The 23,883-nt window shown below is 58.4% G+C and carries 20 protein-coding genes; 14 read left to right on the top strand and 6 right to left on the bottom strand.

The window, feature by feature from the left end:
* Positions 1 to 143: 143 nt before the first annotated feature.
* Positions 144 to 2,990: an RNA polymerase-associated protein RapA gene (gene rapA / locus AC19YQ_RS04125; protein WP_500594641.1), complete on the bottom strand. Its 2,847-nt coding sequence runs from the start codon at positions 2,988 to 2,990 to the stop codon at positions 144 to 146.
* Positions 2,991 to 3,161: 171 nt separating this feature from the next.
* Here rapA and AC19YQ_RS04120 point away from each other — a divergent pair, with 171 nt between their 5' ends.
* From AC19YQ_RS04120 to ccoM, 3 genes are all read left to right on the top strand, one after another.
* Positions 3,162 to 3,479, top strand: a complete 318-nt coding sequence (locus AC19YQ_RS04120; protein ID WP_500594640.1) for an aspartate-semialdehyde dehydrogenase — start codon at positions 3,162 to 3,164, stop codon at positions 3,477 to 3,479.
* A 78-nt stretch (positions 3,480 to 3,557) separates the two neighbouring features.
* A complete protein-coding gene (locus AC19YQ_RS04115; RefSeq protein ID WP_219260784.1) occupies positions 3,558 to 3,719 on the top strand; it encodes a hypothetical protein in 162 nt (53 codons plus the stop codon).
* 149 nt (positions 3,720 to 3,868) lie between these two features.
* Positions 3,869 to 3,979 (top strand): cytochrome c oxidase subunit CcoM, encoded by a 111-nt coding sequence (gene ccoM, locus AC19YQ_RS04110; RefSeq protein WP_016779744.1) that lies wholly within the window; start codon positions 3,869 to 3,871, stop codon positions 3,977 to 3,979.
* 162 nt (positions 3,980 to 4,141) lie between these two features.
* Here the strand turns inward: ccoM and AC19YQ_RS04105 are convergent, their stop codons facing one another.
* Both AC19YQ_RS04105 and AC19YQ_RS04100 read right to left on the bottom strand, forming a co-directional pair.
* Entirely contained in the window at positions 4,142 to 5,614 is a 1,473-nt protein-coding gene (locus AC19YQ_RS04105) for an inorganic phosphate transporter (protein ID WP_133075841.1), read from the bottom strand.
* 353 nt (positions 5,615 to 5,967) lie between these two features.
* Positions 5,968 to 6,168 (bottom strand): hypothetical protein, encoded by a 201-nt coding sequence (locus AC19YQ_RS04100; RefSeq protein WP_133075840.1) that lies wholly within the window; start codon positions 6,166 to 6,168, stop codon positions 5,968 to 5,970.
* A gap of 685 nt (positions 6,169 to 6,853) precedes the next feature.
* Here AC19YQ_RS04100 and pcaR point away from each other — a divergent pair.
* The 9 genes from pcaR to pcaC all read left to right on the top strand — a co-directional run bounded on the left by pcaR (position 6,854) and on the right by pcaC (position 16,352).
* Positions 6,854 to 7,696 carry a pca regulon transcriptional regulator PcaR gene (gene pcaR / locus AC19YQ_RS04095; RefSeq protein ID WP_019827874.1) on the top strand — a complete coding sequence of 281 codons (843 nt, stop codon included), beginning with the start codon at positions 6,854 to 6,856 and terminating at the stop codon, positions 7,694 to 7,696.
* A 298-nt stretch (positions 7,697 to 7,994) separates the two neighbouring features.
* Positions 7,995 to 9,341, top strand: a complete 1,347-nt coding sequence (gene pcaK, locus AC19YQ_RS04090) for a 4-hydroxybenzoate transporter PcaK (protein WP_500594638.1) — start codon at positions 7,995 to 7,997, stop codon at positions 9,339 to 9,341.
* A 156-nt stretch (positions 9,342 to 9,497) separates the two neighbouring features.
* Positions 9,498 to 10,355 (top strand): CoA transferase subunit A, encoded by an 858-nt coding sequence (locus tag AC19YQ_RS04085; protein WP_133075838.1) that lies wholly within the window; start codon positions 9,498 to 9,500, stop codon positions 10,353 to 10,355.
* Positions 10,352 to 11,134: a CoA-transferase subunit beta gene (locus AC19YQ_RS04080; protein WP_500594733.1), complete on the top strand. Its 783-nt coding sequence runs from the start codon at positions 10,352 to 10,354 to the stop codon at positions 11,132 to 11,134. The genes AC19YQ_RS04085 and AC19YQ_RS04080 overlap by 4 nt, the downstream gene beginning before the upstream one ends.
* Positions 11,131 to 12,336 carry a 3-oxoadipyl-CoA thiolase gene (pcaF, locus tag AC19YQ_RS04075; protein WP_500594637.1) on the top strand — a complete coding sequence of 402 codons (1,206 nt, stop codon included), beginning with the start codon at positions 11,131 to 11,133 and terminating at the stop codon, positions 12,334 to 12,336. Before AC19YQ_RS04080 ends, pcaF begins: the two co-directional genes overlap by 4 nt.
* Positions 12,337 to 12,453: 117 nt before the next feature.
* Complete coding sequence (locus AC19YQ_RS04070) at positions 12,454 to 13,746, top strand: MFS family transporter (RefSeq protein ID WP_019827869.1); 1,293 nt, start codon at positions 12,454 to 12,456, stop codon at positions 13,744 to 13,746.
* A gap of 47 nt (positions 13,747 to 13,793) precedes the next feature.
* Positions 13,794 to 15,146 (top strand): 3-carboxy-cis,cis-muconate cycloisomerase, encoded by a 1,353-nt coding sequence (locus AC19YQ_RS04065; protein ID WP_500594636.1) that lies wholly within the window; start codon positions 13,794 to 13,796, stop codon positions 15,144 to 15,146.
* 11 nt (positions 15,147 to 15,157) lie between these two features.
* Positions 15,158 to 15,949 carry a 3-oxoadipate enol-lactonase gene (gene pcaD / locus AC19YQ_RS04060; RefSeq protein ID WP_339473712.1) on the top strand — a complete coding sequence of 264 codons (792 nt, stop codon included), beginning with the start codon at positions 15,158 to 15,160 and terminating at the stop codon, positions 15,947 to 15,949.
* Positions 15,950 to 15,959: 10 nt separating this feature from the next.
* The gene (gene pcaC / locus AC19YQ_RS04055; protein ID WP_133075833.1) at positions 15,960 to 16,352 is read left to right on the top strand and encodes a 4-carboxymuconolactone decarboxylase; all 393 of its coding nucleotides are present in this window, start codon (positions 15,960 to 15,962) and stop codon (positions 16,350 to 16,352) included.
* A gap of 134 nt (positions 16,353 to 16,486) precedes the next feature.
* On the opposite strand, the gene AC19YQ_RS04050 is transcribed toward pcaC, so the two are convergent.
* The 3 genes from AC19YQ_RS04050 to AC19YQ_RS04040 are packed head-to-tail and all read right to left on the bottom strand — an operon-like array spanning position 16,487 to position 22,245.
* Positions 16,487 to 17,938, bottom strand: a complete 1,452-nt coding sequence (locus AC19YQ_RS04050; RefSeq protein WP_133075832.1) for an AdeC/AdeK/OprM family multidrug efflux complex outer membrane factor — start codon at positions 17,936 to 17,938, stop codon at positions 16,487 to 16,489.
* On the bottom strand, positions 17,935 to 21,090 hold the full coding sequence (locus tag AC19YQ_RS04045) for an efflux RND transporter permease subunit (RefSeq protein WP_339473714.1): 3,156 nt from the start codon (positions 21,088 to 21,090) through the stop codon (positions 17,935 to 17,937). Before AC19YQ_RS04045 ends, AC19YQ_RS04050 begins: the two co-directional genes overlap by 4 nt.
* 3 nt (positions 21,091 to 21,093) lie before the next feature.
* On the bottom strand, positions 21,094 to 22,245 hold the full coding sequence (locus tag AC19YQ_RS04040) for an efflux RND transporter periplasmic adaptor subunit (RefSeq protein ID WP_219260780.1): 1,152 nt from the start codon (positions 22,243 to 22,245) through the stop codon (positions 21,094 to 21,096).
* A 265-nt stretch (positions 22,246 to 22,510) separates the two neighbouring features.
* On the opposite strand from AC19YQ_RS04040, the gene AC19YQ_RS04035 reads away from it, so the two are divergent.
* Both AC19YQ_RS04035 and AC19YQ_RS04030 read left to right on the top strand, forming a co-directional pair.
* Complete coding sequence (locus AC19YQ_RS04035; RefSeq protein ID WP_339473716.1) at positions 22,511 to 23,167, top strand: TetR family transcriptional regulator; 657 nt, start codon at positions 22,511 to 22,513, stop codon at positions 23,165 to 23,167.
* 392 nt (positions 23,168 to 23,559) lie between these two features.
* Positions 23,560 to 23,883 (top strand): CoA transferase subunit A (locus AC19YQ_RS04030; protein WP_500594635.1); only part of this gene is annotated, 324 nt, incomplete at its 3' end.

Below are 23,883 nucleotides of genomic sequence, written 5' to 3'. Positions count from 1 at the left end.
GCGGGGGTTTATAGTCAGTTACGTCAGATCGGAACTGTCAGAAATGTGGGAGCGGGCTTGCTCGCGATAGGATCAGCGCGGTGATTCAGTTTCACCACATTAATCCAATCGCGAGCAAGCCCGCTCCCACAGGTCATGGGTTTTTAACCCGCTACCAGCACGCGAATGGCTTCAAGGCGCAGGGCTGCTTTTTCGAGCATGGCCAGGCTTTGTTCGCGTTGCTTGCGCAAGGCAACCAGTTCGCTGTCCCGAACGCTAGGGTTGACCGCTTGCAGGGCAGTCAAACGTGCCAGTTCTTCTTCGGTATCGGCTGCCAGGCGGCGTTGCGCTTCGGCCACGCGCTCTGCGTGGCGGGGGGCGATCTTGGCTTCACCGGCGTTGATCTTCGGCGTCAGCTGGTCGCGCTGGGCCTGGACGAACTTGTTGGCACTGGCACGGGGCACGCTTTCCAGTTGCTCGTTGAGCGTGTCGAACGCCACGCGTGACGACAGGTCATTGCCGTTGGCGTCGAGCAGGCAGCGCAGGGCAGCAGGGGGCAGGTAGCGACCCAATTGCAGGGAGCGCGGGGCAACCACTTCGCTGACGTAAATCAGCTCCAGCAGCACGGTGCCAGGCTTGAGGGCCTTGTTCTTGATCAGGGCGACGGCGGTGTTGCCCATTGAGCCTGACAGTACGAGGTCCATGCCGCCTTGCACCATCGGGTGTTCCCAGGTGATGAACTGCATGTCTTCGCGCGACAGGGCCTGGTTGCGATCGTAGGTGATGGTGACACCTTCGTCGTCGCCCAGCGGGAAGCTGGCGTCGAGCATTTTTTCGCTTGGCTTGAGGATCAGCGCGTTCTCGGAATGGTCTTCGCTGTCGATGCCAAAGGCGTTGAACAGGGTTTCCATGTAGATCGGCAGGGTGAACTGGTCGTCTTGTTCAAGAATCGCTTCAACCAGGGCTTCGCCTTCGCCCGAGCCGCCGGAGTTAAGCTCCAGCAAGCGGTCACGGCCAGTGTGCAGTTCCTGTTCGAGACGCTCGCGCTCAAGGCGTGCTTCGTCGATCAGCGCTTGCCACTCGTGATCGTCCGCAGCTTCAAGCAACGGCAGCAGGCGTGGGCCGAACTGGTGTTGCAGGGCGTTGCCGGTCGGGCAGGTATTGAGGAAGGCATTCAGCGCTTCGTGGTACCACTGGAACAGGCGCTGTTGCGGGCTGGTTTCAAGGTACGGCACGTGCAGTTCGATAATGTGCTTCTGACCGATACGGTCCAGACGGCCGATACGCTGCTCCAGCAAGTCCGGGTGGGACGGCAGGTCGAACAGCACCAGATGGTGGGCGAACTGGAAGTTGCGGCCTTCACTGCCGATTTCGGAACAGATCAGTACTTGAGCGCCGAACTCTTCATCTGCGAAGTAGGCCGCAGCGCGGTCGCGCTCAAGAATATTCATGCCTTCGTGGAAGACGGTTGCAGGAATGCCGGAACGAACGCGCAGGGCGTCTTCCAGATCCATTGCGGTTTCGGCGTGGGCGCAAATGACCAGCACTTTGGTGCGCTTGAGCATTTTCAGGGTGTCGGTCAGCCACTCAACCCGAGGATCAAAGCGCCACCAGCGCTCTTCATCGCTGGCGTCAGGCTGGGACTGGAAGCTGACTTCCGGGTACAGCTCGGCGTGTTCGCCCAGCGGCAGCTCCAGGTATTCGGCCGGGCACGGCAGCGGGTAAGCGTGCAGTTTGCGCTCCGGGAAACCCTGGATCGCAGCGCGGGTGTTACGGAACAGGACGCGGCCGGTGCCGTGGCGGTCAAGCAGCTCGCGCACCAGGCGGGCGCTGGCCTCTGTATCGCCATCATTGACGGCGGCCAGCAGGGTATCGCCTTCGGCACCGAGGAAGCCGTGGATGGTCTGGTGAGCTTCAGGTGACAGGCGGCCCTTATCCAGCAGCTCCTGTACGGCTTGAGCAACCGGGCGATAGTTTTCGCTCTCGGCGCGGAAAGCGGCCAGGTCGTGGAAACGGTTAGGGTCCAGCAGGCGCAAGCGCGCAAAGTGGCTGTCCTGACCCAGTTGCTCTGGCGTTGCGGTAAGCAGCAGTACGCCCGGGATTACGCCGGCGAGCTGTTCAACCAGGCCGTACTCGGGGCTGACGTTGTCTTCATGCCACACCAAGTGGTGCGCTTCGTCGACCACCAGCAGATCCCAGTCGGCATCAAACAGCGCAGCCTGGGCCTTGGGGTCGTCAACCAGCCATTCCAGGGCAATCAGCGCCAGTTGGCAGTCTTCAAACGGGTTGCTGGCATCGCTTTCGATAAAGCGTTCTTCATCGAACAGCGCCACTTCAAGGTTGAAGCGGCGACGCATTTCAACCAGCCATTGGTGCTGCAGGTTTTCCGGGACTACGATCAAGACGCGGTTAGCGCGGCCACTGAGCAGTTGGCGGTGAATCACCAGACCGGCTTCAATGGTTTTGCCCAGGCCCACTTCGTCAGCCAGCAAAACCCGTGGAGCGATGCGGTCAGCCACTTCGCGGGCAATGTGCAGTTGGTGTGCAATGGGTTGCGCACGCACGCCACCCAGGGCCCACAGCGGCGATTGCAGCTGACGGCTGGTGTGCTCAAGGGTGTGGTAGCGCAGCGAGAACCAGGACAGCGGGTCGATCTGACCGGCGAACAAACGGTCGCTGGCCAGGCGGAACTGGATAAAGTTCGACAGTTGGGTTTCTGGCAGGGTGACGGCTTCGTTTTGCTCATTGAGGCCGTGGTAGACCATCAGGCCGTCAACGTCCTCGACTTCGCGCACGGTCATCTTCCAGCCTTCGAAGTGGATGATGGTGTCACCTGGCGAGAACCGAACACGCGTCAGCGGTGCGTTGCGCAGCGAATATTGGCGGGTTTCGCCAGTGGCCGGATAGAGCACGGTCAACAAGCGACCGTCCTGTGCCAGAACGGTGCCTAAACCTAGCTCTGCTTCGCTGTCACTAATCCAGCGTTGCCCCGGTTGATACTGCTGCGCCATGCTGCCTGACTCCCGCTTTGAAAAAGCCGAGTATATTAACGGATCAGTGGCCCCAGTCCAAAGGACTCTCATAAAAAGCTGCCCGGCACAAAAGAAGCCCCGGCAGTTATCGACGAACGGCTCACCTCGACGGGTTGTCGCCGACAGCCTGAAGACAGGAGAACAATCACCATGTTGCCGTCCATCTTGCCCCTTGGCGTTGTACCCGTGACCTCCGGACAGGACCCTGTACGTCCTCGCCCCGAGATCCCCCCCGTTGCACCTGCGCAAGCCAGTTCCAGTGAATGTGCAATTGACCTGAAGAACAGCGATGCCGATCAGACCACGCTGCTGTTGCGCCAGGAGCAACAACGTCAGCATGACAAGCGTCGTCGTGAAGCGCGGGAACAGGAAGGCGCGGCGCAAGAAAACGCTGATGACAGTGCGCCGGTAGCGCCCGTGATTGATGGCATGCAGCGTCAGGGGTTGTGGGTCGATATCAAGGTGTAGGAGGTTTTTTCTGGTCAGCGCTGAGCTTGCATCGCATTATTGGCGTACTGAAACACACTGACAGTGGTCTGATTTTTTATGAGCCAAGACACCAAACTGGTCGATCTGGGCGCCGAGCGCGCCAAGCGGGTCCACGACCTCAATGAAAAGCGCTTGAACGAAGTGCGCAATGCGTTCGAACAGGCAATGCCGTTGGCAAAAGCTGCGAAAAAGCCGAAGAAAAAACCGAAAAAGCGCTGAACTGCCCGTTTTCGATGATCTGAGTCAACCAAGCCCCTCAATTGACAGCTGGCCGTGGATCACTATTGATCCCGGTCAAGTTGTGCGCCTGCGCGAGTGGTTAATCTAGCTTCAACAGACAAACAATCAGACTTGCGCAGGAGGCCGTCATGTTTCTCGATAATGTGGTTATCGCCGGAGTTCTTACCGTCGGCCTCATGGTTTTGTTTTTCGCAGGTCTGGGCATTTTTATCTGGAAAGACTCCCAGAAGCGCAAATAGCGCCGAGTCTTAACGGAGCATGAGCACGCAAGGCATTTTGGGCGACTTCGGTCGCCTATTTTTTTGCCTGTAAAAAGACCTTCTCCTGGAGGATGACTGCGGGAGCAGGCATAAAAAAAGGTACGGCCCGCAAGGGACGTACCTTTTTTGTTCGGCGCAGAATCAGGCGAGTGCTTTGGAAGCCAGCCAGAATAGCGTCGCAGACAGAGCGATGGTGGCCGGTAAGGTCAACACCCACGCCATCAGGATGGTCTTGATCGTGCCGCCTTGCAGGCCGCTTTTGTTGGCGACCATCGTGCCCGCCACACCCGACGACAGAATGTGTGTCGTCGATACAGGCAGGGCGAAGATGTTGGCCATACCGATGGCAAAGGCAGTGGTGATCTGAGCCGCCATGCCCTGGGCATAGGTCATGCCTTGCTTGCCGATCTTCTCGCCGATGGTTTTAACCACGCGTTTCCAGCCAACCATTGTGCCCAGGCCCAAGGCCAGTGCGACAGCCAGAATGACCCAGAACGGGGCGTATTCTGTGGTGGCGGTCAGGTCTTTACGCAGTTTTTCGAGGTCCGCTTTTTCGCGGGAATCAAGGGCTGGCAATTTGCTGACTTTTTTCGCGGTGTCATCCAGGCAAAGCAGGTAGCGGCGGATCTCGATACGTTTTTCAGCTGGAATCGAGTGGTAGTCCGCCACGCCTTTAAGCGAGGTCAACAGAGCCGCGATGGTCGGTTCGGTCTGCTGCGGGTTGCAGCTGAACTGATCCGGGAGGTCGCCTTTGACGCTTTTGCCCAGCGCCAGGAACTCGGCCAGCGAAGCGTTGTTACGCTCGTAGAACTGGCTCAGGTGCAAGGTGGCGTCGCGAGTACGCTCGATCTGGTAGGTGGTGCTGTTCAAGTCCAGAACGAAAGCGCTTGGCACGATGCCGATCAGAACCAGCATGATCAGGCCGATGCCTTTCTGGCCATCGTTGGAGCCGTGAACGAAGCTTACGGCCATGGCCGAGATCACCAGAACCAGGCGGTTCCAGAAGGGCGGGTGCTTTTTGTCGTCCAGCTTGCGGCGTTGTTCCGGGGTCTTGTGCATCTTGGATGCAGGACGCCACCACTTCAGGGCAATCAACACCAGGCCTGCAACCAGGAAACCGGCCATTGGCGAGAACACCAGCGAGGCGCCAATGTCGATCGCCTTCTGCCAGTTAACCCCTTCACTTACCGGAATGCCGCTGATCAGGGCATTGGCCAGGCCTACGCCCAGGATCGAACCGATCAGGGTGTGAGAGCTTGACGCCGGAATCCCGAAATACCAGGTCCCGAGGTTCCAGGTGATGGCCGCTGCAAGCAATGAGAACACCATGGCCAGGCCATGTCCGGTGTTTACATTGACCAGCAGCTCTACCGGCAGCAGGTGGACGATGGCATATGCCACGCCGACCCCGCCCAGCAGAACGCCGAGGAAGTTGAATACACCGGAAAAGAACACCGCCAGGTGAGGCGGCATGGCTTTGGTGTAGATGACTGTCGCAACCGCGTTCGCGGTGTCATGAAAGCCGTTGATGAACTCAAACGCGAGAACAAAGGCTAGGGCGAAGAAGAGGCTGATAAGAACCCAGGCGTCCAATCCGCTTAATAGATCGATCATGAAGGTTTTCTGACACGGTCATAAAGGGGGGCGGATTATGCCAGAAAACCCCGCTAATCAATGCACTAGCTGCCCGTTGGTAACATCTATAAATGAAAAAGCTCGTAAAGGTCTTCCGCAAATGAGCGTAGGAAACTTCCCTCAAACCACTGATACCAAAGGCTATAGGGGGGTTCGAGGGGCACGCTCATGCGCTTGCGCAGGTCTGATTCGGCTACATGAAATTTATCAAATCAGACGTGGTTGCAGGATCGGTTTGGGCTCTGGCATAGCCAACAGCCACATCCGCTCATGCAAATGGCGGGTGCGCAAGGGGCAGTCTAGGGTTGCCTGTGCTGATTTTCAGGCGCAGGTCATGGCTCTTCTGCTTTGAGTTCTTTTTCAATTTTCTGGATTTCTTGGGAGAAAGCCTGGTCGAGCAGACTGGCACGTTTGCGCCAAGGTTTACGCCCGGGCTCTGACTGAGCTGCGTAGGTCGTCACTTCACCACCATAAACATCCTTGAAACGTTGTTCCTGACGCTCAAGTTCTGCGCGCAGTTCGTCTTTCGTCACTGTGTTACCTAATTGAGTTGAGATTAAACCTGGTGAATCACCGTGCCGGGAGGTTGATTCATATGACGAATGATAGACCATAAGGCAAGTGCCTATTAATAACGTCACGCTTAAATACACCACGCCATGCACGCGGCTACGTCATCAACTAAAACATGAACGCCGCCGTTGGTAAGTGTTCACCCCAAAGGGAAACAACACACGATGCACTTTACGGTTGAGCCGCGAGTACCTATTGAACTCAACGAGTTGCTTGGATCCAATCTTCCGCACAGGCTTGACCTTGTACTCTCAATCTCTTCCTGCCCTCAAGGGCTGAGGAGTGCCACTACTATCGCCGAATAACTTTACGCCCGTCAACTTCCAAGTGAATGAGGTGTTATAAATAATCGAACACCTGCGTCGAGACACTCTATTAATACGGTGCCCGAGTAGTTGGCCCATCAAGTTATTTAACCCGGTGGCTGAACTTAACCTGAATACATATAAAACAGACGTTTTCTATCATTGATCCGACTGTTTAGCAGGGCGCTTGATTTCAATTAAAGGTGGGTGCAAGGATCACGGGCTAACTATGGGCTGTCGTCGGAACGGTCTTGAGGGTTGAGATTGCGATTATCGGCCAACGGTTCGATAATCGCCCGGCGTACCATAACTATAAATAGCTGAAGCTGGGGGGTTGGGAATGAATGATCAACTGCGCAATGGTGTAGCCAGTATCGCGCCACCGATTGTGGCGTCACCGGCCAAGCGTATTCAGGCGTTTACCGGTGATCCTGACTTCATGTCATCGCTGGCCCGGGGCCTGGCGGTCGTGCAGGCGTTTCAGGAGCGCAAGCGGCATCTGACCATTGCGCAGATCAGCCATCGCACTGAAATCCCGCGGGCCGCAGTGCGCCGCTGCCTGTACACCCTGATCAAGCTCGGTTATGCGACCACCGATGGCCGAACTTATTCCCTGCTGCCCAAAGTGCTGACCCTGGGTCATGCCTATCTGTCGTCGACGCCGCTGGCGGTAACGGCCCAGCCGTATCTGGACCGCATGAGCGAGCAATTGCACGAGGCGTGCAACATGGCGACCCTCGAAGGCGATGACATCCTCTATATCGCCCGCTCGGCCACGACCCAGCGTCTGATCTCGGTAGATCTGTCGGTAGGTGGCCGTCTGCCTGCCTATTGCACCTCGATGGGACGCATCCTGCTGGCAGCGCTGGATGATGTGACGCTGCACGAATACCTGGCCCACGGTGAGTTCCAGGCTAAAACCAGCCGTACCCTGCACACACCCGAGGCCTTGCTTGAATGTTTGCAGCAAGTGCGGGAACAAGGCTGGTGTGTGGTCGATCAAGAACTGGAGCAAGGCCTGCGCTCGATTGCCGTGCCGGTGTATGACGCTTCAGGGCAGGTTCTGGCAGCCTTGAACGTCAGCACCCACGCGGGTCGCGTCACTCGCACCGAGCTTGAACAGCGCTTTTTGCCGATCATGCTCAGCGCCAGCCGCGAGCTGAGTACCCAGCTGTTCAGTTGATGCAGCGGCTACTAAGCGTTCGATAAACGCACACTTAAGCGTTTATCGAATTGCGTGCTGGCAGTGCGCTGCTTAATGTCGCCTCAGCGCCCCGTTCGAAGTTCGCTGCGCGTTCTTCAGCACCTGGCCAAAATAATAATGAAGAGGCTACACGCCATGAGCACCCCCATCTGTCCGTCATTGACGCAGTCACTGCGCAGTCGCCCGAAGATTCGCTGATCCCCCGATAGTTTTTAGTGTGAGCCGCCAGCCTCTGGCCGGTTTTTGTTCGCCCTGGTTTTTACTCGGTATAAAAATAATGAATTCACCCCAGTCTCCCGTCGGCAACTGCCTTGATGTGCAGTCCTTCATCAATGCTCAACCCTTGTCACGCTACCAGTGGCGCGTCGTGATCCTGTGTTTTCTGATTGTTTTCCTCGATGGTCTGGACACCGCTGCAATGGGCTTTATTGCACCGGCGCTGTCTCAGGACTGGGGCATAGACCGCGCCAGCCTGGGGCCGGTCATGAGTGCCGCCCTGATCGGCATGGTGTTTGGTGCGTTGGGTTCGGGGCCGCTGGCGGACCGTTTTGGCCGCAAAGTGGTGCTGGTGGTAGCGGTACTGGTTTTTGGCGGGTTCAGCCTGGCGTCGGCCTACAGCACCAACGTGGATCAATTGCTGGTATTGCGGTTCTTGACCGGTTTGGGCCTGGGGGCCGGGATGCCCAATGCCACCACGTTGCTGTCGGAGTACACCCCTGAACGCCACAAGTCCTTGCTGGTGACCGGCATGTTCTGCGGCTTCAACCTGGGCATGGCCGCAGGCGGGTTTGTCTCGGCCAAGCTGATCCCTATGTATGGCTGGCACAGCCTGCTGCTGATCGGCGGGGTGTTGCCGCTGATCCTGACCCTGGTTTTAGTTGTGTGGTTGCCTGAATCCGCGCGTTTTCTGGTCGTACGCAATCGCAGTATTGAGCTCGTGCGCAAAGCCTTGGCCCCGATCAACCCGGCAGTTGTGGCTCAAGCTGCAAGCTTCAGTGTGCCGGAGCAAAAGACCGTCAAGGCCCGCAACGTGTTTGCGGTGATTTTTTCCGGCACCTACAGCACGGGCACCTTGTTGCTGTGGCTCACCTATTTCATGGGGCTGGTGATTGTGTATCTGCTCACCAGCTGGCTACCGACGTTGATGCGTGACAGTGGCGCAAGCATGGAGCAGGCGGCATTCATTGGCGCACTGTTCCAGTTCGGCGGGGTACTGAGTGCGGTGGGAGTGGGTTGGGCGATGGACCGATTCAATCCGCACAAGGTGATCGGTATTTTCTACCTGCTGGCCGGGGTGTTTGCCTACGCTGTGGGCCAGAGCCTGGGCAACATCACCCTGCTCGCCACCCTGGTGCTGGTGGCCGGTATGTGTGTGAATGGTGCGCAATCGGCAATGCCTTCTTTGGCTGCACGTTTCTACCCGACCCAAGGCCGCGCCACGGGGGTGTCCTGGATGCTTGGCATTGGCCGCTTCGGTGCCATTCTGGGGGCCTGGATGGGCGCGACGCTGCTGGGACTGGGCTGGAACTTCGAGCAAGTGCTGACCGCCCTGGTGATTCCAGCGGCCCTGGCCACCGCTGCGGTACTGATCAAGGGCATGGTCAGCCGTGCGGACGCAACCTGATCGTTGTCGTGCTAACTATGTGTTCGATTAACGAACACATAGTCGATTATCGGATTGTTTGGGCGAAAGCTGCGGCTTAATCTGCTGAACATCCGGTGTCGCGCTGGCGCACCTTCTACAACCGCAGTGGCTTACAAAAAACGGGAGCTACCCCAGATGGCAGAGATAATATCCTTACACGACGCGGTGAAACAATTTGTGAGCGATGGCGACACCGTTGCCCTTGAAGGTTTCACCCACCTTATCCCGACTGCAGCGGGTCATGAAATCATCCGCCAGGGCAAGAAAGACCTGACCCTGGTGCGGATGACACCTGACCTGGTTTACGACCAGTTGATCGGCGCCGGTTGTGCACGAAAATTGATCTTTTCCTGGGGTGGTAATCCGGGCGTTGGTTCGCTGCACCGTCTGCGTGATGCCGTTGAAAAGCAGTGGCCGCAGCCGCTGGAAATCGAAGAGCACAGCCATGCCGACCTGGCCAACGCCTACGTGGCGGGTGCCTCGGGCCTGCCGTTTGCCGTGCTGCGCGCCTACGCCGGTTCTGATCTGCCCAAGGTCAACCCGCTGATCAAGACGGTGACTTGCCCGTTTACGGGTGAAGTCCTGGCCGCTGTGCCGGCGGTACGCCCGGACGTGACGGTGATTCATGCGCAAAAGGCTGACCGCAAAGGCAACGTGCTGCTGTGGGGCATTTTGGGTGTACAGAAAGAAGCGGCGTTGGCGGCCAAGCGCTGCATCGTCACGGTTGAAGAAATCGTTGATGACCTGCAAGCCCCGATGAACGCCTGTGTATTGCCAACCTGGGCACTTAGCGCGGTATGCCATGTCCCGGGTGGTGCGCATCCTTCCTACGCTCACGGTTATACCGAGCGCGATAACCGTTTCTATCAGGCGTGGGACCCTATCGCCCGCGACCGCGAGACCTTTACAGCCTGGATTAACGAATACATCCACGGCACTGCGAATTTCAGCGAGTTCCAGGCCAAGCTGGCCCGCGCTTCGGAGGCAAAATAATGACTTACTCCACCAACGAAATGATGACCGTCGCCGCTGCTCGCCGCTTGAAAAACGGTTCTGTGTGTTTTGTCGGGATCGGCCTGCCTTCCAAGGCGGCCAACCTGGCACGCCTGACTTCATCGCCTGATGTGGTGCTGATCTACGAATCCGGCCCGATTGGTGCCAAACCGGATGTACTGCCGCTGTCGATTGGTGACGGTGAACTGGCTGAAACCGCGGACACGGTCGTATCCACCAGCGAAATCTTCCGTTACTGGCTGCAAGGCGGCCGGGTCGATGTGGGCTTTCTGGGCGCGGCCCAGGTCGACCGCTTCGGCAATATCAACACCACAGTGGTCGGCGACTATCACCAGCCAAAAGTGCGCCTGCCAGGTGCAGGTGGTGCGCCGGAAATCGCCGGGTCGGCGAAAAGCGTGCTGATTATCCTCAAGCAGTCGGCCCGTTCACTTGTCGACAAGCTGGACTTCATCACCTCGGTCGGTCATGGCGAAGGCGGCGACTCGCGCAAGCGTCTGGGCCTGCCAGGTGCCGGTCCTGTCGGGATCATCACTGACCTGTGCACCATGGAACCTGAAGAGCAGACCAACGAATTCGTGGTCACTGCGCTGCACCCGGGTGTGACCCGCGAGCAAGTCATCGCGGCCACCGGCTGGGCCATTCGTTTTGCCGATAACGTGCAGCAGACGGCGGCACCGACCGACGTGGAGCTGACGGCCTTGCGCGATCTGGAAGCACGCACTGCACTGGCCCACGGCCAGGCACCGGGAGAAGCGTGATGCGTGAAGTCTTTATCTGTGACGCGATTCGCACCCCCATTGGCCGTTTTGGCGGTGGCCTGGCAACGGTTCGTGCGGATGACCTGGCTGCAGTACCAATCAAGGCACTGATCGAGCGCAACCCTGGCGTGAAATGGGACGAAGTCGACGAAGTGTTTTTCGGCTGCGCCAACCAGGCCGGTGAAGACAATCGCAACGTGGCCCGCATGGCTGCGTTGCTGGCCGGGCTGGCGCCAACCATTCCCGGCGTCACGCTCAACCGCCTGTGTGCCTCGGGCATGGATGCCATCGGTACGGCGTTCCGCGCCATTGCCAGTGGTGAAATGGAGCTGGCGATTGCCGGAGGCGTTGAGTCCATGTCACGAGCGCCCTTTGTGATGGGCAAGGCCGATGCGGCGTTCTCGCGCAACATGAAGCTGGAAGACACGACCATCGGCTGGCGCTTTATCAACCCGCTGATGAAAGCCCAGTACGGTGTCGATCCGATGCCACAGACGGCGGACAACGTGGCCGACGAGTACAACATTTCCCGCTCCGACCAGGACGCTTTTGCCCTGCGCAGCCAGCAACGGACTGCGGCTGCCCAGGCTGCAGGTTACTTCGCCGAAGAAATCGTGCCGGTACGTATCGCCCATAAAAAGGGCGAAACCATCGTTGAGCATGATGAACATCCCCGTGCGGATACCAGCCTCGAAACACTGGGCAAACTCAAACCGGTCAACGGCCCGGACAAGACCGTCACTGCGGGCAATGCCTCGGGGGTAAACGACGGTGCGGCGGCGCTGATTCTGGCGTCGGCCGAGGCGGTCAAGCGTCATGGCCTGACCGCTCGCGCCCGAGTCCTGGGCATGGCCAGCGCCGGTGTGGCGCCGCGTGTCATGGGGATCGGCCCGGTGCCTGCGGTACGCAAGCTGGTTGAGCGCCTGGGTCTGGCGGTCAGCGATTTTGATGTGATCGAACTCAACGAAGCGTTCGCCAGCCAAGGCCTGGCCGTATTGCGGGAATTGGGCCTGGCTGACGACGCGCCGCAGGTTAACCCCAACGGCGGGGCAATTGCCCTGGGCCACCCGCTGGGCATGAGCGGGGCACGAATTGTGATGACCGCCCTGCATCAGTTGGAAAAAACCGGCGGCAAGAAAGGCCTGGCCACCATGTGCGTGGGTGTTGGGCAAGGTCTGGCATTGGCGATAGAGCGGGTCTGATAGCGCTGGAGTCAAAGCCGGACGACTGCAGCCTCAGTCGTTCGGCTTATTGCGGTTGCGGCGCTATATGTTGCAAGGTGTGTCTGATTGCAACTAAAACCTGATGAGTAAATAAACATGACAACAGAAACTCACTACACAGGAGAGGAACGTAAAAAAAGGATCTTTGCGATTGTCGGTGCGTCTTCCGGCAACCTTGTCGAATGGTTCGACTTTTACGTTTACGCCTTCTGCGCGATTTACTTTGCGCCTGCTTTTTTCCCTTCAGATGACCCCACGGTGCAGTTGCTCAACACCGCCGGTGTGTTTGCGGCCGGTTTTCTGATGCGTCCCATCGGCGGCTGGCTGTTTGGCCGGGTCGCCGACAAGCACGGGCGAAAGAATTCAATGATGATCTCGGTGCTGATGATGTGCGCCGGCTCGCTGGTGATTGCCTGTTTGCCTACCTACGCCTCGATCGGGGCCTGGGCGCCGGCCCTGCTGTTGATGGCGCGACTGTTTCAGGGGCTGTCGGTGGGGGGCGAGTACGGGACCACGGCGACTTATATGAGTGAAGTGGCGCTCAAGGGCCAGCGTGGCTTCTTTGCCTCTTTTCAGTATGTAACGCTGATCGGCGGCCAGTTGCTGGCTGTACTGGTCGTGGTGATTCTTCAACAGTTCCTGTCAGAAGATGAACTGCGGGCCTGGGGCTGGCGCGTACCGTTTGTAATCGGTGCCATTGCAGCGCTGATTTCGTTGATGCTGCGTCGCACCCTTAAAGAAACCACCAGCGCCGAAACTCGTCAGGACAAGGATGCTGGCAGTGTGAGGGCGTTGTTCCGCGACCATAAAGCGGCGTTCATTACCGTGCTGGGTTACACCGCTGGCGGCTCGCTGATTTTCTACACCTTTACCACCTATATGCAGAAGTACCTGGTCAATACGGCTGGCATGCATGCCAAAACCGCCAGTTACATCATGACCGGCGCGCTCTTTCTTTATATGTGCATGCAGCCGCTGTTCGGCATGCTGGCGGACAAGATCGGTCGACGTAACAACATGCTCTGGTTTGGTGCGTTGGGTACGCTGTGTACGGTACCGATCCTGCTGACCCTGAAAACCATCAGCAGCCCGTTTCTGGCCTTTGTGCTGATTACGTTGGCGCTGGCGATTGTCAGCTTCTACACCTCGATCAGCGGCCTGGTCAAAGCCGAGATGTTCCCGCCGCAGGTGCGTGCGTTGGGTGTGGGGCTGGCGTATGCGGTGGCCAACGCGATCTTTGGTGGATCGGCGGAATATGTGGCGTTGGGGCTCAAGTCGATGGGCATGGAAAACAGCTTCTACTGGTATGTGACGGTCATGATGGCCATTGCTTTCCTGTTCAGCTTCCGCTTGCCCAAGCAGCCCAAGTACCTGCACCACGATCTGTGATGTACCCGCGCGCGCCATCGGTGGCGCGCGCTTTCTAAGGAAGGTTTATGAGTCATCAGCTTTTCGATGCGTACTTTACGGCCAAGGCCATGGGCGAGGTCTTTAGCGACCAAGGCCGGGTCCAGGCCATGCTCGACGTCGAAGCGGCCCTGGCCCGGGCGCAGGCCGGGGTCGGGGTGATTCCTCACGCTGCGCTCGCGCCGATTACAGCGGCGTGTCGCGCTGAACTCTACGACTTCGAGGCCCTGGGCCTGGCGATCGCCAGTGCCGGGAATTCGGCGATCCCCCTGGTCAAAGCCCTGGGGAAACAGATTGCCAGTACCGCGCCCGAGGCCGAGCGTTATGTGCACTTGGGCGCCACCAGCCAGGACATCATGGACACCGGGCTGGTGCTGCAACTGCGTGCTGCACTGGGGCTGATCGAGCGCGACCTGACGCAATTGGCGGATATCCTCGCCGAGCAGGCTCAGCGGTATGTCGCTACGCCTTTGGCAGGGCGTACATGGCTGCAACAGGCTACGCCGGTCACACTGGGGATGAAGATCGCCAGTTGGTTGGGCGCCGTTACCCGCAACCGCCAACGCCTTCATGAACTGAAGCCGCGTTTGCTGTGCCTGCAATTTGGTGGCGCCTCGGGCACCCTGGCGGCCCTGGGCGACCAGGGGATGCCGGTGGCACAGGCGCTGGCCAACGAGTTGGGGCTCAACCTGCCTGAGCAACCCTGGCATACCCAGCGAGATCGTCTGGTGGAGTTCGGTGCGGTTCTAGGTTTGATCGCCGGTGGTCTTGGCAAGATAGGCCGGGATATCAGCCTGCTGATGCAAACCGAGGCCGCTGAAGTGTTTGAGCCGTCGGCGCCGGGCAAGGGCGGTTCTTCGACCATGCCCCACAAGCGCAACCCCGTGGGCTCTGCGGTGTTGATCAGCGCCGCGACACGGGTGCCGGGGCTGCTCAGCATCCTGTACAGCGCCATGCCCCAGGAGCACGAACGCAGCCTGGGACTGTGGCATGCCGAGTGGGAAACCCTGCCTGAAATTTGCTGCGTGGTGTCCGGTGCGCTGGTACAGGCCTTGAACATTGCCCAAGGGCTGGAAGTGGACCGCGAGCGCATGGCGCGCAATCTTGACCTGACCCACGGGCTGGTGCTGGCCGAAGCGGTGAGCATCGTGCTGGCCCAGAGGGTAGGGCGCGAAACGGCGCACCATCTGCTGGAGCAGTGTTGCAAGCGTGCAGTGGCCCAACAGCGTCACTTGCGAGCGGTATTGGGCGATGAGCCGCAAATCACCGCACACCTGAGTGCAGACGAACTGGATCGCTTGCTCGATCCGGCCCATTACCTTGGCCAGGCGACGACGTGGGTCGAGCGTGCGCGGGCTGAACATTTTGCGTTGGTCCTCTAAAGGAGAAGCTCGTGGGACGTGTACAACTCGCTGAAGGTGAACTCAACTACCGGCTGGACGGTCCGCAAGGCGCGCCGGTGCTGGTGTTGTCCAATTCCCTGGGGACTGATCTGGGGATGTGGGATACGCAGATTCCGGCATTCGCCGAGCATTTCCAGGTAGTGCGTTACGACACCCGTGGTCATGGCCAGTCTCTGGTGACCGAGGGCCCTTACAGTATCGAGCAGTTGGGCGGCGACGTTCTGGCACTGCTGGATGCACTGCATATCGAACGGGCGCACTTTTGCGGGCTGTCGATGGGGGGGTTGATTGGTCAATGGCTGGGGATCAATGCCGGTAATCGCTTGCACAAGCTGGTGGTGTGCAACACCGCTGCCAAAATTGGCGAGCCTTCGGTATGGAACCCGCGAATCGAAATGGTCTTGCGAGACGGCGCACAGGCGATGGCCGGGCTGCGTGACGCCTCGATTGCACGCTGGTTTACCCCTGATTTTGCCCAGGCCAATCCCGGGCAGGCCAAGCGTATAACCGACATGCTCGCCGCGACCTCGCCACAGGGTTACGCCGCCAACTGTGCCGCTGTGCGCGATGCAGACTTTCGCGATCAGCTGGGTGCCATAGAGGTGCCCATGCTGGTGATTGCGGGCACTGAAGATGCGGTCACGCCGCCTGCCGGCAGCCATTTCATTCAGGAGCAGGTGCGAGGCGCGCAGTACGCCGAATTTTATGCCGCGCACCTGTCCAACGTGCAGGCGGGCGATGCGTTCAGCCAGCGCGTGCTGCAATTTTTGTCAGCGGTCTGAGGAGCTTTTTGTGGACGAGAAACAACGTTACGACGAAGGCATGCAAGTACGCCGGGCAGTGTTGGGTGATGCCCATGTCGATCGCAGCCTCAACGCCCTGACCGAGTTCAACAGCGAGTTCCAGGAAATGATCACCCGCCATGCCTGGGGTGACATCTGGACCCGTCCGGGTTTGCCGCGCCATACCCGCAGCCTGATCACCATCGCCATGCTGATCGGCATGAACCGCAATGAAGAGCTGAAACTGCATTTGCGTGCTGCGGCCAACAATGGCGTGAGCCGCGCCGAGATCAAGGAAGTGATCATGCAGAGCGCCATCTACTGTGGTATTCCGGCGGCCAATGCGACGTTCCACCTGGCCGAGTCGGTGTGGGATGAGTTGGGGGTCGAGTCGCGGGTGTAATCGATTCATGGGGGAGCGAGCTTCACGGTTTGCCAGGCGAACCGAGGTGATGCCATCGCGAGCAAGCCCGCTCCCACAAGGGTCATAAACAACAAACCCGCCTATTGGCGGGTTTGTTGTTTAACCGTTACGCATCAAGCCTTCGGTGGCTGATCCGAAACAGGGCGGTCTTGCCCGGTCTGTTCGAACCAGCCGCCACCCAATGCCTTGTACAGCGTGACTTCACTGGTCAGCTGCGAAAGACGATCGGTTATCAGTGATTGCTGGGCGCTGAACAACGAGCGCTGGGCATCAAGGAACGTCAGGTTGCTGTCGATCCCAATCCGATAACGACGTTCGGCTAACCGGTAGTAATCCTGGTTGGCGTTGACGAAATCGGTTTGTGCCTGCAACTGCTGGTTGTAGGTCTGACGCGCAGCCAGGCCGTCAGAGACTTCCTGGAAGGCGGTCTGGATCGTTTTCTCATACTGAGAAACGGTGATTTCCTTCTGGATCTTCGAGTAGTCCAGGCTGGCGCGCAAAGCCCCTGCGTTAAAGATCGGCAGGTTGATCTGCGGCGAAAACAGCCAGGTGCCCGAACCACCCTTGAACAGCCCCGACAGGTCAGGGCTCAAGGTCCCGGCATTGGCCGTGAGGCTGATGCTGGGGAAGAACGCAGCCCGTGCCGCGCCGATGTTGGCGTTGGCCGCCAACAGCTTGTGCTCGGCTTCGAGGATGTCCGGACGACGCTGCAGCAAGTCTGATGGCAAGCCAGCAGGTACTTCGCTCAACAGGTCGGCTGCCAGCGGCTTGGCGGCCGGCAGGTTGTCCGGGATGGTGGTGCCAAGCAGCAGTGCCAGGCTGTTCTGATCCTGAGCCACCTGACGGGTGTACCTGGCCAGCTGGACCTTGGCGTTTTCCACCGAGGTACGGGACTGGCTCACATCCAGTGCCGAGGCCACACCCACTTCATTGCTGCGCAAGGTGAGCTTGTAGCTCTCATCGAACGTCTTGAGCGTGTCTTCGGTCAGTTTCAGCAGCTCTTTGTCAGCCTGCCAGGTCAGGTAGGCATTGGCGACACTGGCGACCAGACTGATCTGGGTGCTGCGTCGGGCTTCTTCGGTTGCAAAGTAGTTCTGCAGAGCCTGATCGCTCAGGCTGCGAACCCGTCCGAACAAGTCCAGCTCATACGCGCTGACCCCAAGGGTCGCCGAATAACTGCTGGTGATCCCCGATTCGCCGGTTTGCGACATGCGCGCCGGAGTGCGCTGTCGGCTGCCGCTGGCAGTGGCCGAGACGGCCGGGAACAGATCGGCACGTTGAATGCGGTACTGCGCGGCATAGGCGTCAATGTTCAGCGCCGCGACCCGCAGGTCGCGGTTGTTCACCAGCGCGGTTTGAATCAGTTGCTGCAGTGCCGGGTCATGGAAAAACTGACGCCAGCCTTGTTCTGCAGCGGCCTTGTTGGCCGCCTCGGTTGGCGAGTAGGCCGGGCCTTGCGGGTATTGCGCCGCTACCGGCGCTTCAGGGCGCTGGTAGTCGGGGATCAGCGAGCAGCCGCCCAGCGTGAACGCTGCGACAGCTACTGCGAGAAGCGACTTGCTCATTGGCCAGCCTCTTGGTTTGGAGTTTTAGTCAGATCCACTTTCGTCTTCGACTCTTTTTTGCTGCCAATGGACGATACGGCCACAAAGAACAGCGGTACCCAGAACACGGCCAGCACGGTAGCGGTGATCATGCCACCGATAACACCGGTACCAATAGCGTGCTGGCTGCCCGAACCTGCGCCCGTGGAAATGGCCAGGGGGATCACACCCAGTACAAACGCCAGCGAGGTCATGATGATCGGACGCAGACGCATGCGGCACGCTTCGATCGCAGCCTCCGTCAATGTTCGTCCTTGTTCATGCAGCTCCTTGGCAAACTCGACGATCAGAATGGCGTTTTTCGATGCCAGACCGATGGTCGTGAGCAAGCCCACCTGGAAGTACACGTCGTTGGACAACCCTCGCAGGCTGGTAGCCATCAGTGCACCGATAATCCCCAGAGGCACAACGAGCATGACTGCAATCGGGATCGACCAGCTTTCGTACAGTGCGGCAAGGCACAAGAACACCATCAGCAAGGAGATTGCGTACAGGGCAGGTGCTTGCGAACCTGACAGACGTTCCTCAAATGACAGCCCCGTCCAGGAAATACCCACACCTGGCGGCAGTTTTTTCGCCAGGGCTTCGACTTCGGCCATGGCTTGACCGCTGCTGTAACCAGGCGCCGGAGAACCGAGGATTTCCATCGCTTCTACGCCGTTATAGCGCGACAGCTTCGGAGGGCCGTAGATCCATTTGCCTTTGGCGAATGCCGAGAACGGCACCATGGTCCCTTCGCTGTTACGCACGAACCACTTCTTCAGGTCTTCCGGGTTCATCCGCGAGTCCGCTGCACCTTGCAGGAACACCTTCTTCACACGGCCGTGGTCGATGAAGTCGTTGACGTAGCTGGCACCCAGGCCGATCGAGAGCGTGTTGTTGATGTCGCTCAGCTCGACGCCCAGGGCGCGTGCGGCTTCATCGTCGATTTCCAGTTGGTACTGCGGCTCATCGTTCAAGCCGTTCGGACGTACGCCTGCCAGGATCTTGCTTTGTGCAGCCATCCCCAGGAACTGGTTACGGGCGGCCATCAGCTTCTCGTGACCGATACCGGAGCGGTCTTGCAGGTAAACGTCAAAACCGGTGGCGTTACCCAATTCCATAACGGCCGGCGGAGCAAAGGCGAACACCATTGCGTCGCGGAAGGTAGAGAAGTGCGCCTGAGCACGGGCAGCCAGTGCAAACACGCTGTTGTCCGCATCTCGCTCGCCCCAGGGCTTGAGCATGATGAACGCAAGGCCCGAGCTTTGACCGCGACCGGCGAAGTTGAAGCCGTTTACGGTGAACACGGAAGACACCGCTCCCGACTCGTCTTTCAACAGGTACTCACGCATCCTGTCGATCACATCCTGAGTGCGTTCTGCCGTGGTGCCCGCGGGGGTTTGTACCTGCGCAAACAGTACGCCCTGGTCTTCTTCCGGAAGGAATGAAGTAGGAATACGGGTAAACAGGAACACCATGCCGACCACGATCAGTACGTAAGCCAGCAGGTACGGAGCCTTGTGGCGCAGGATGCTGCCGACACCTTTCTCGTAGCGTTTGACGCCACTGTCGAAAGTGCGGTTGAACCAGCCGAAGAATCCGCGCTTGTTCTCACCGTGATCACCCTTCTGGATAGGCTTGAGCATGGTGGCGCACAGCGCCGGGGTGAAGATCAATGCAACCAGCACCGACAGGGCCATCGCCGAAACGATCGTGATCGAGAACTGTTTGTAAATCACACCGGTGGAGCCGCTGAAGAAGGCCATTGGCAGCAGTACCGCCGACAGCACCAGGGCGATACCCACCAGGGCACCCTGGATCTGCTCCATGGATTTCTTGGTGGCTTCCTTGGGCGGCAGGCCTTCTTCGGCCATTACCCGCTCGACGTTTTCCACCACCACAATCGCATCGTCCACCAGCAAGCCGATGGCCAGGACCATGCCGAACATGGTCAGGGTGTTGATGCTGAAACCTGCAGCGGCCAGGATGCCGAACGTACCGAGCAATACAACGGGCACCGTCATCGTGGTGATGATGGTGGCGCGGAAGTTCTGCAGGAACAGGAACATCACCAGGAACACCAGTACGACGGCTTCCACCAGGGTTTCAACAACACCCTTGATCGATGCGGAGACCACTGGCGTGGTGTCATACGGGTAAACGACTTTCATGCCTTGCGGAAAGAACGGTTCCAGGTCTTCGATGGTCTTGTGCAGTGCTTTTGCGGTGTCCAGAGCGTTGGAACCCGGCGCCAGCTTGATCGCCAGACCCGAAGACGGCTTGCCGTTGAACTGTGCGCTGATGCTGTAGTTCTCACCACCCAGCCCAACCTCGGCCACATCGCTCAGGCGAACCTGGGAACCGTCGGAGTTGACCTTGAGCAGGATCTTTTTGAACTGCTCGGCGGTTTGCAGGCGGGTTTTACCGATGATGGTTGCGTTCAGCTCCTGACCTTTGACGGCAGGCAGGCCGCCCAGTTGCCCGGAGGACACCTGTACGTTCTGCGCGCTGATGGCGGATTTAACGTCCACCGGGGTCAGGTTGTATTTGTTCAGCTTGGCCGGGTCGAGCCAGATACGCATGGCGTACTGGGCACCGAACACCTGAAAGTCGCCCACACCTTCGGTACGGGAAATCGGGTCCTGCATGTTGGAGACGATGTAGTTCGACAAGTCGTCCTTGTTCATGCTGCCGTCTTCGGACACCACGCCGATGACCATCAGGAAGTTTTTAACCGCCTTGGTCACACGGATACCTTGCTGCTGAACCTCTTGAGGCAGCAGTGGGGTCGCCAGATTGAGCTTGTTCTGTACTTGAACCTGAGCGGTGTCAGGGTCTGTACCTTGCTCGAAGGTGGCGGTGATGCTCATGCTGCCGTCGGAGTTGCTTTCAGACGACACATATCGCAGGTGGTCAATACCGTTGAGCTGTTGCTCGATCACCTGAACCACGGTGTCCTGCACGGTTTGCGCCGAAGCGCCCGGGTAGGTCACGGAGATCGAGATGGCCGGTGGCGCAATGCTCGGGTATTGGTTGATCGGCAGTTTGAGAATCGATAGAGCCCCGACCAGCATGATCACCAGGGCAATTACCCAGGCGAAAATCGGACGGTCGATAAAAAATTTCGACATGGTTTACTCCCCTTTACTGCCTGCAGCTTTTTCTGTTGCCGGGGCAGATGCCGGGGTTTCGCCTTGTGGCTTGTCCATGATCTTGACTTCAATGCCAGGCTTGATGAACTGCAGGCCGTCGGTAATCAAACGGTCGCCCGGGTTCAGGCCTTTCTCAACCAGCCAGTCGCTGCCGACTGTGCGTGAAGCTTGCAGTACACGCATTTCAACCTTGTTGTCGGGACCTACGATCAAAGCCGTTGGCTGGCCCTTGAGGTTGTGGGTCACGCCGATCTGAGGCGCCAGGATCGCATTGCTGTCGATGCCTGCTTCCAGTTGCGCGTGGACAAACATGCCCGGCAGCAGGGTTTCGTCAGGGTTCGGGAACACGGCGCGCAAGGTCACGGAGCCAGTGGCTTCATCGACCGAGACTTCGGAGAACTCAAGGCGACCTTCTTGCGGATACTCGCTGCCATCTGGAAGGGTCAGCTTGACCTTGGCGGCGTTGTCACCGGCTTTCTTCAGGCGGCCGCTGGCCAGATCGCGGCGCAGTTCGAGCATCTCGACCGAGGACTGGGTGACGTCGACGTAAATCGGGTCCAGTTGGGTGATCACTGCCAATGCGTTTGCCTGGCCACTGGTCACCAGTGCGCCTTCAGTGAACAGCGAACGACCAATACGACCGGTCAGCGGAGCCAGAACCTTGGTGTAGCGCAGGTTGACCTGGGCCGTGTTCAGCGCGGCTTCGGCTTCGAGGCGTGCAGCTTGGGCGTTGTCATATTCCTGGCGGCTGACAGCTTGCTCGGCGACCAATTGCTTGTAGCGATCAGCCAGGGATTTGGCCGATTGCAACGTGGCACGGGCGCTCAGTACGGCGCTTTCATAGATCGCCGGATCGATTTGATACAGCTGCTGGCCGATTTTGACATCGCTGCCTTCTTTAAAGAGGCGCTTGAGGATGATGCCATTTACCTGGGGGCGAACTTCTGCCGAGCGATAAGACGCGGTGCGGCCTGGCAGGTCGGTGGTCAAGGTAAAAGGCTGGGTTTTCAGCGTGACGACGCCGACCTGAGGGATTTGCGGGGCAGGTGCTGCCTCTTCCTTTTTGCATCCGCTGAGCAGCGAAGCTAGGGCGATGGCAGCAACCAGAGCGGTAACAGCTGGCTTGAATTGCATGAAAATCCTCGGGTCAGGCACGCGAAAGCGCACAAGAATAGTGGAAGGGTAAAGAAAGCTGTTCCGGGTGGATAAGTAGCTTGCTAAGGAATATACTTACATTCATGTCTGTTTGTAAATAGCGGGGCACTGTCTCGCCAGGCATTACAGGATCCCTTTTCAAGCCTGTAGTAGACCGGGATAAGGCACAACAAACGCCACCCGATGTTGGTCCGGACGAGTGATCGCAACGGCCCGGATCCTCCTGATTGAGGTTGTAATTGCCATGGTGCGTCGTACCAAAGAAGAAGCGCTTGAAACCCGGAGCAAAATCCTCGAAGCGGCCGAGCAGGCCTTTTATGAGCGAGGTGTTGCACGCACGACGCTGGCAGATATTGCCGCGCTGGCGGGCGTTACCCGTGGTGCAATTTACTGGCACTTCAGCAACAAGGCAGAGCTGGTCCAAGCCATGCTCGACAGCCTGCATGAGCCGTTGGATGAGATGGCCAAGGCCAGTGAAAGCGAGAACGAGGTTGATCCACTTGGCTGCATGCGCCAACTGTTGATTCATTTGTTTCGCCAAGTTGCCATTGATCCGAAAACCCGGCGTATCAATGAAATTTTGTTCCATAAGTGCGAATTCACTGACGAAATGTGTGATTTACGGGCTCAGCGCCAGGTAGCGATGGTCGATTGCAACAGCAGGATCGAGCTTGCCCTGAGCAATGCCATTCACCGTCAACAACTCCCTGATAATCTGGATGCACGCCGTGCTGCTATCTGTCTGCATGCCTATATCGACGGAATTCTCGGACAATGGCTGCTGGTTCCCAACAGCTTCGATCTTTACAACGAAGCTGAATCCTGGGTCGACACCGGGCTGGATATGTTGCGTTTAAGCCCGACACTGCGAATCTGCGGCGATATCCGAGAGGGAGTCTAGTAGGCTCAAGCCATATGGCGAGTGAAGTTTTTCCCCTCTGGGCCATTTGATGGCAGCAGGCAGTTATATACGTCTAGCTCGCGGGTTTAAAGTTAGCGAGCTACGTATTTTGTAGTTAAATTGTTATCGCTTGGTTAAACCTCCTACGGCCACGGGTGAATAACCCTAAGCCAAAGCAGTTGAGTGGAGGCTGAACGGCTACATCCTTTCTGGTTATTTCTTTCAATCAACCCTTCCTGCGTCGGCTGCCCTACACTTGAGCGACGCTTTGGCTACACGCCAAAGCAGCCAGAATCGGGGAGCGGGCGACTGCCAACGTGTTTGTCCTCTCTCGACTAAAGCAAACAGACCGCGATGGAGTGGTGTGTCGTGGGGAATTCGAGGAATAACAAGTGAACAAGATTTACTCGAGTGCTGAATCCGCTTTGCAGGGGCTGGTCGAAGACGGCATGACCCTGGCAGTGGGCGGTTTCGGATTGTGCGGGATTCCAGAGGCGCTGATTGCGGCCTTGCGTGACACCGGCAAGCGCGAGCTGACGGTCATCAGTAACAACGCCGGGGTCGACGGTTTCGGGTTGGGGCAACTGCTGACGACGCGTCAGATCCGCAAAATGATTTCTTCCTATGTGGGTGAGAACAAAGAGTTCGAACGCCAGTACCTGGCCGGCGAGCTTGAGCTGGAGTTCACCCCTCAGGGCACCCTCGCGGAAAAACTG

It is taken from the genome of Pseudomonas sp. MF06569 (assembly GCF_059862735.1).
This window is presented reverse-complemented; position numbering and strand designations above follow the sequence as displayed.

What these genes read in the sequence shown, in the direction of transcription:
- pcaR (WP_019827874.1), top strand. Translation starts at nt 6,854, where the DNA reads ATGAATGATCAACTGCGCAATGGTGTAGCCAGTATCGCGCCACCGATT.
- AC19YQ_RS04085 (WP_133075838.1), top strand. Translation starts at nt 9,498, where the DNA reads ATGGCAGAGATAATATCCTTACACGACGCGGTGAAACAATTTGTGAGC.
- ccoM (WP_016779744.1), top strand. Translation starts at nt 3,869, where the DNA reads ATGTTTCTCGATAATGTGGTTATCGCCGGAGTTCTTACCGTCGGCCTC.
- AC19YQ_RS04070 (WP_019827869.1), top strand. Translation starts at nt 12,454, where the DNA reads ATGACAACAGAAACTCACTACACAGGAGAGGAACGTAAAAAAAGGATC.
- AC19YQ_RS04050 (WP_133075832.1), bottom strand. Translation starts at nt 17,938, where the DNA reads ATGAGCAAGTCGCTTCTCGCAGTAGCTGTCGCAGCGTTCACGCTGGGC.
- AC19YQ_RS04115 (WP_219260784.1), top strand. Translation starts at nt 3,558, where the DNA reads ATGAGCCAAGACACCAAACTGGTCGATCTGGGCGCCGAGCGCGCCAAG.
- AC19YQ_RS04035 (WP_339473716.1), top strand. Translation starts at nt 22,511, where the DNA reads ATGGTGCGTCGTACCAAAGAAGAAGCGCTTGAAACCCGGAGCAAAATC.
- AC19YQ_RS04120 (WP_500594640.1), top strand. Translation starts at nt 3,162, where the DNA reads ATGTTGCCGTCCATCTTGCCCCTTGGCGTTGTACCCGTGACCTCCGGA.
- AC19YQ_RS04040 (WP_219260780.1), bottom strand. Translation starts at nt 22,245, where the DNA reads ATGCAATTCAAGCCAGCTGTTACCGCTCTGGTTGCTGCCATCGCCCTA.
- AC19YQ_RS04105 (WP_133075841.1), bottom strand. Translation starts at nt 5,614, where the DNA reads ATGATCGATCTATTAAGCGGATTGGACGCCTGGGTTCTTATCAGCCTC.
- pcaK (WP_500594638.1), top strand. Translation starts at nt 7,995, where the DNA reads ATGAATTCACCCCAGTCTCCCGTCGGCAACTGCCTTGATGTGCAGTCC.
- AC19YQ_RS04065 (WP_500594636.1), top strand. Translation starts at nt 13,794, where the DNA reads ATGAGTCATCAGCTTTTCGATGCGTACTTTACGGCCAAGGCCATGGGC.
- rapA (WP_500594641.1), bottom strand. Translation starts at nt 2,990, where the DNA reads ATGGCGCAGCAGTATCAACCGGGGCAACGCTGGATTAGTGACAGCGAA.
- AC19YQ_RS04045 (WP_339473714.1), bottom strand. Translation starts at nt 21,090, where the DNA reads ATGTCGAAATTTTTTATCGACCGTCCGATTTTCGCCTGGGTAATTGCC.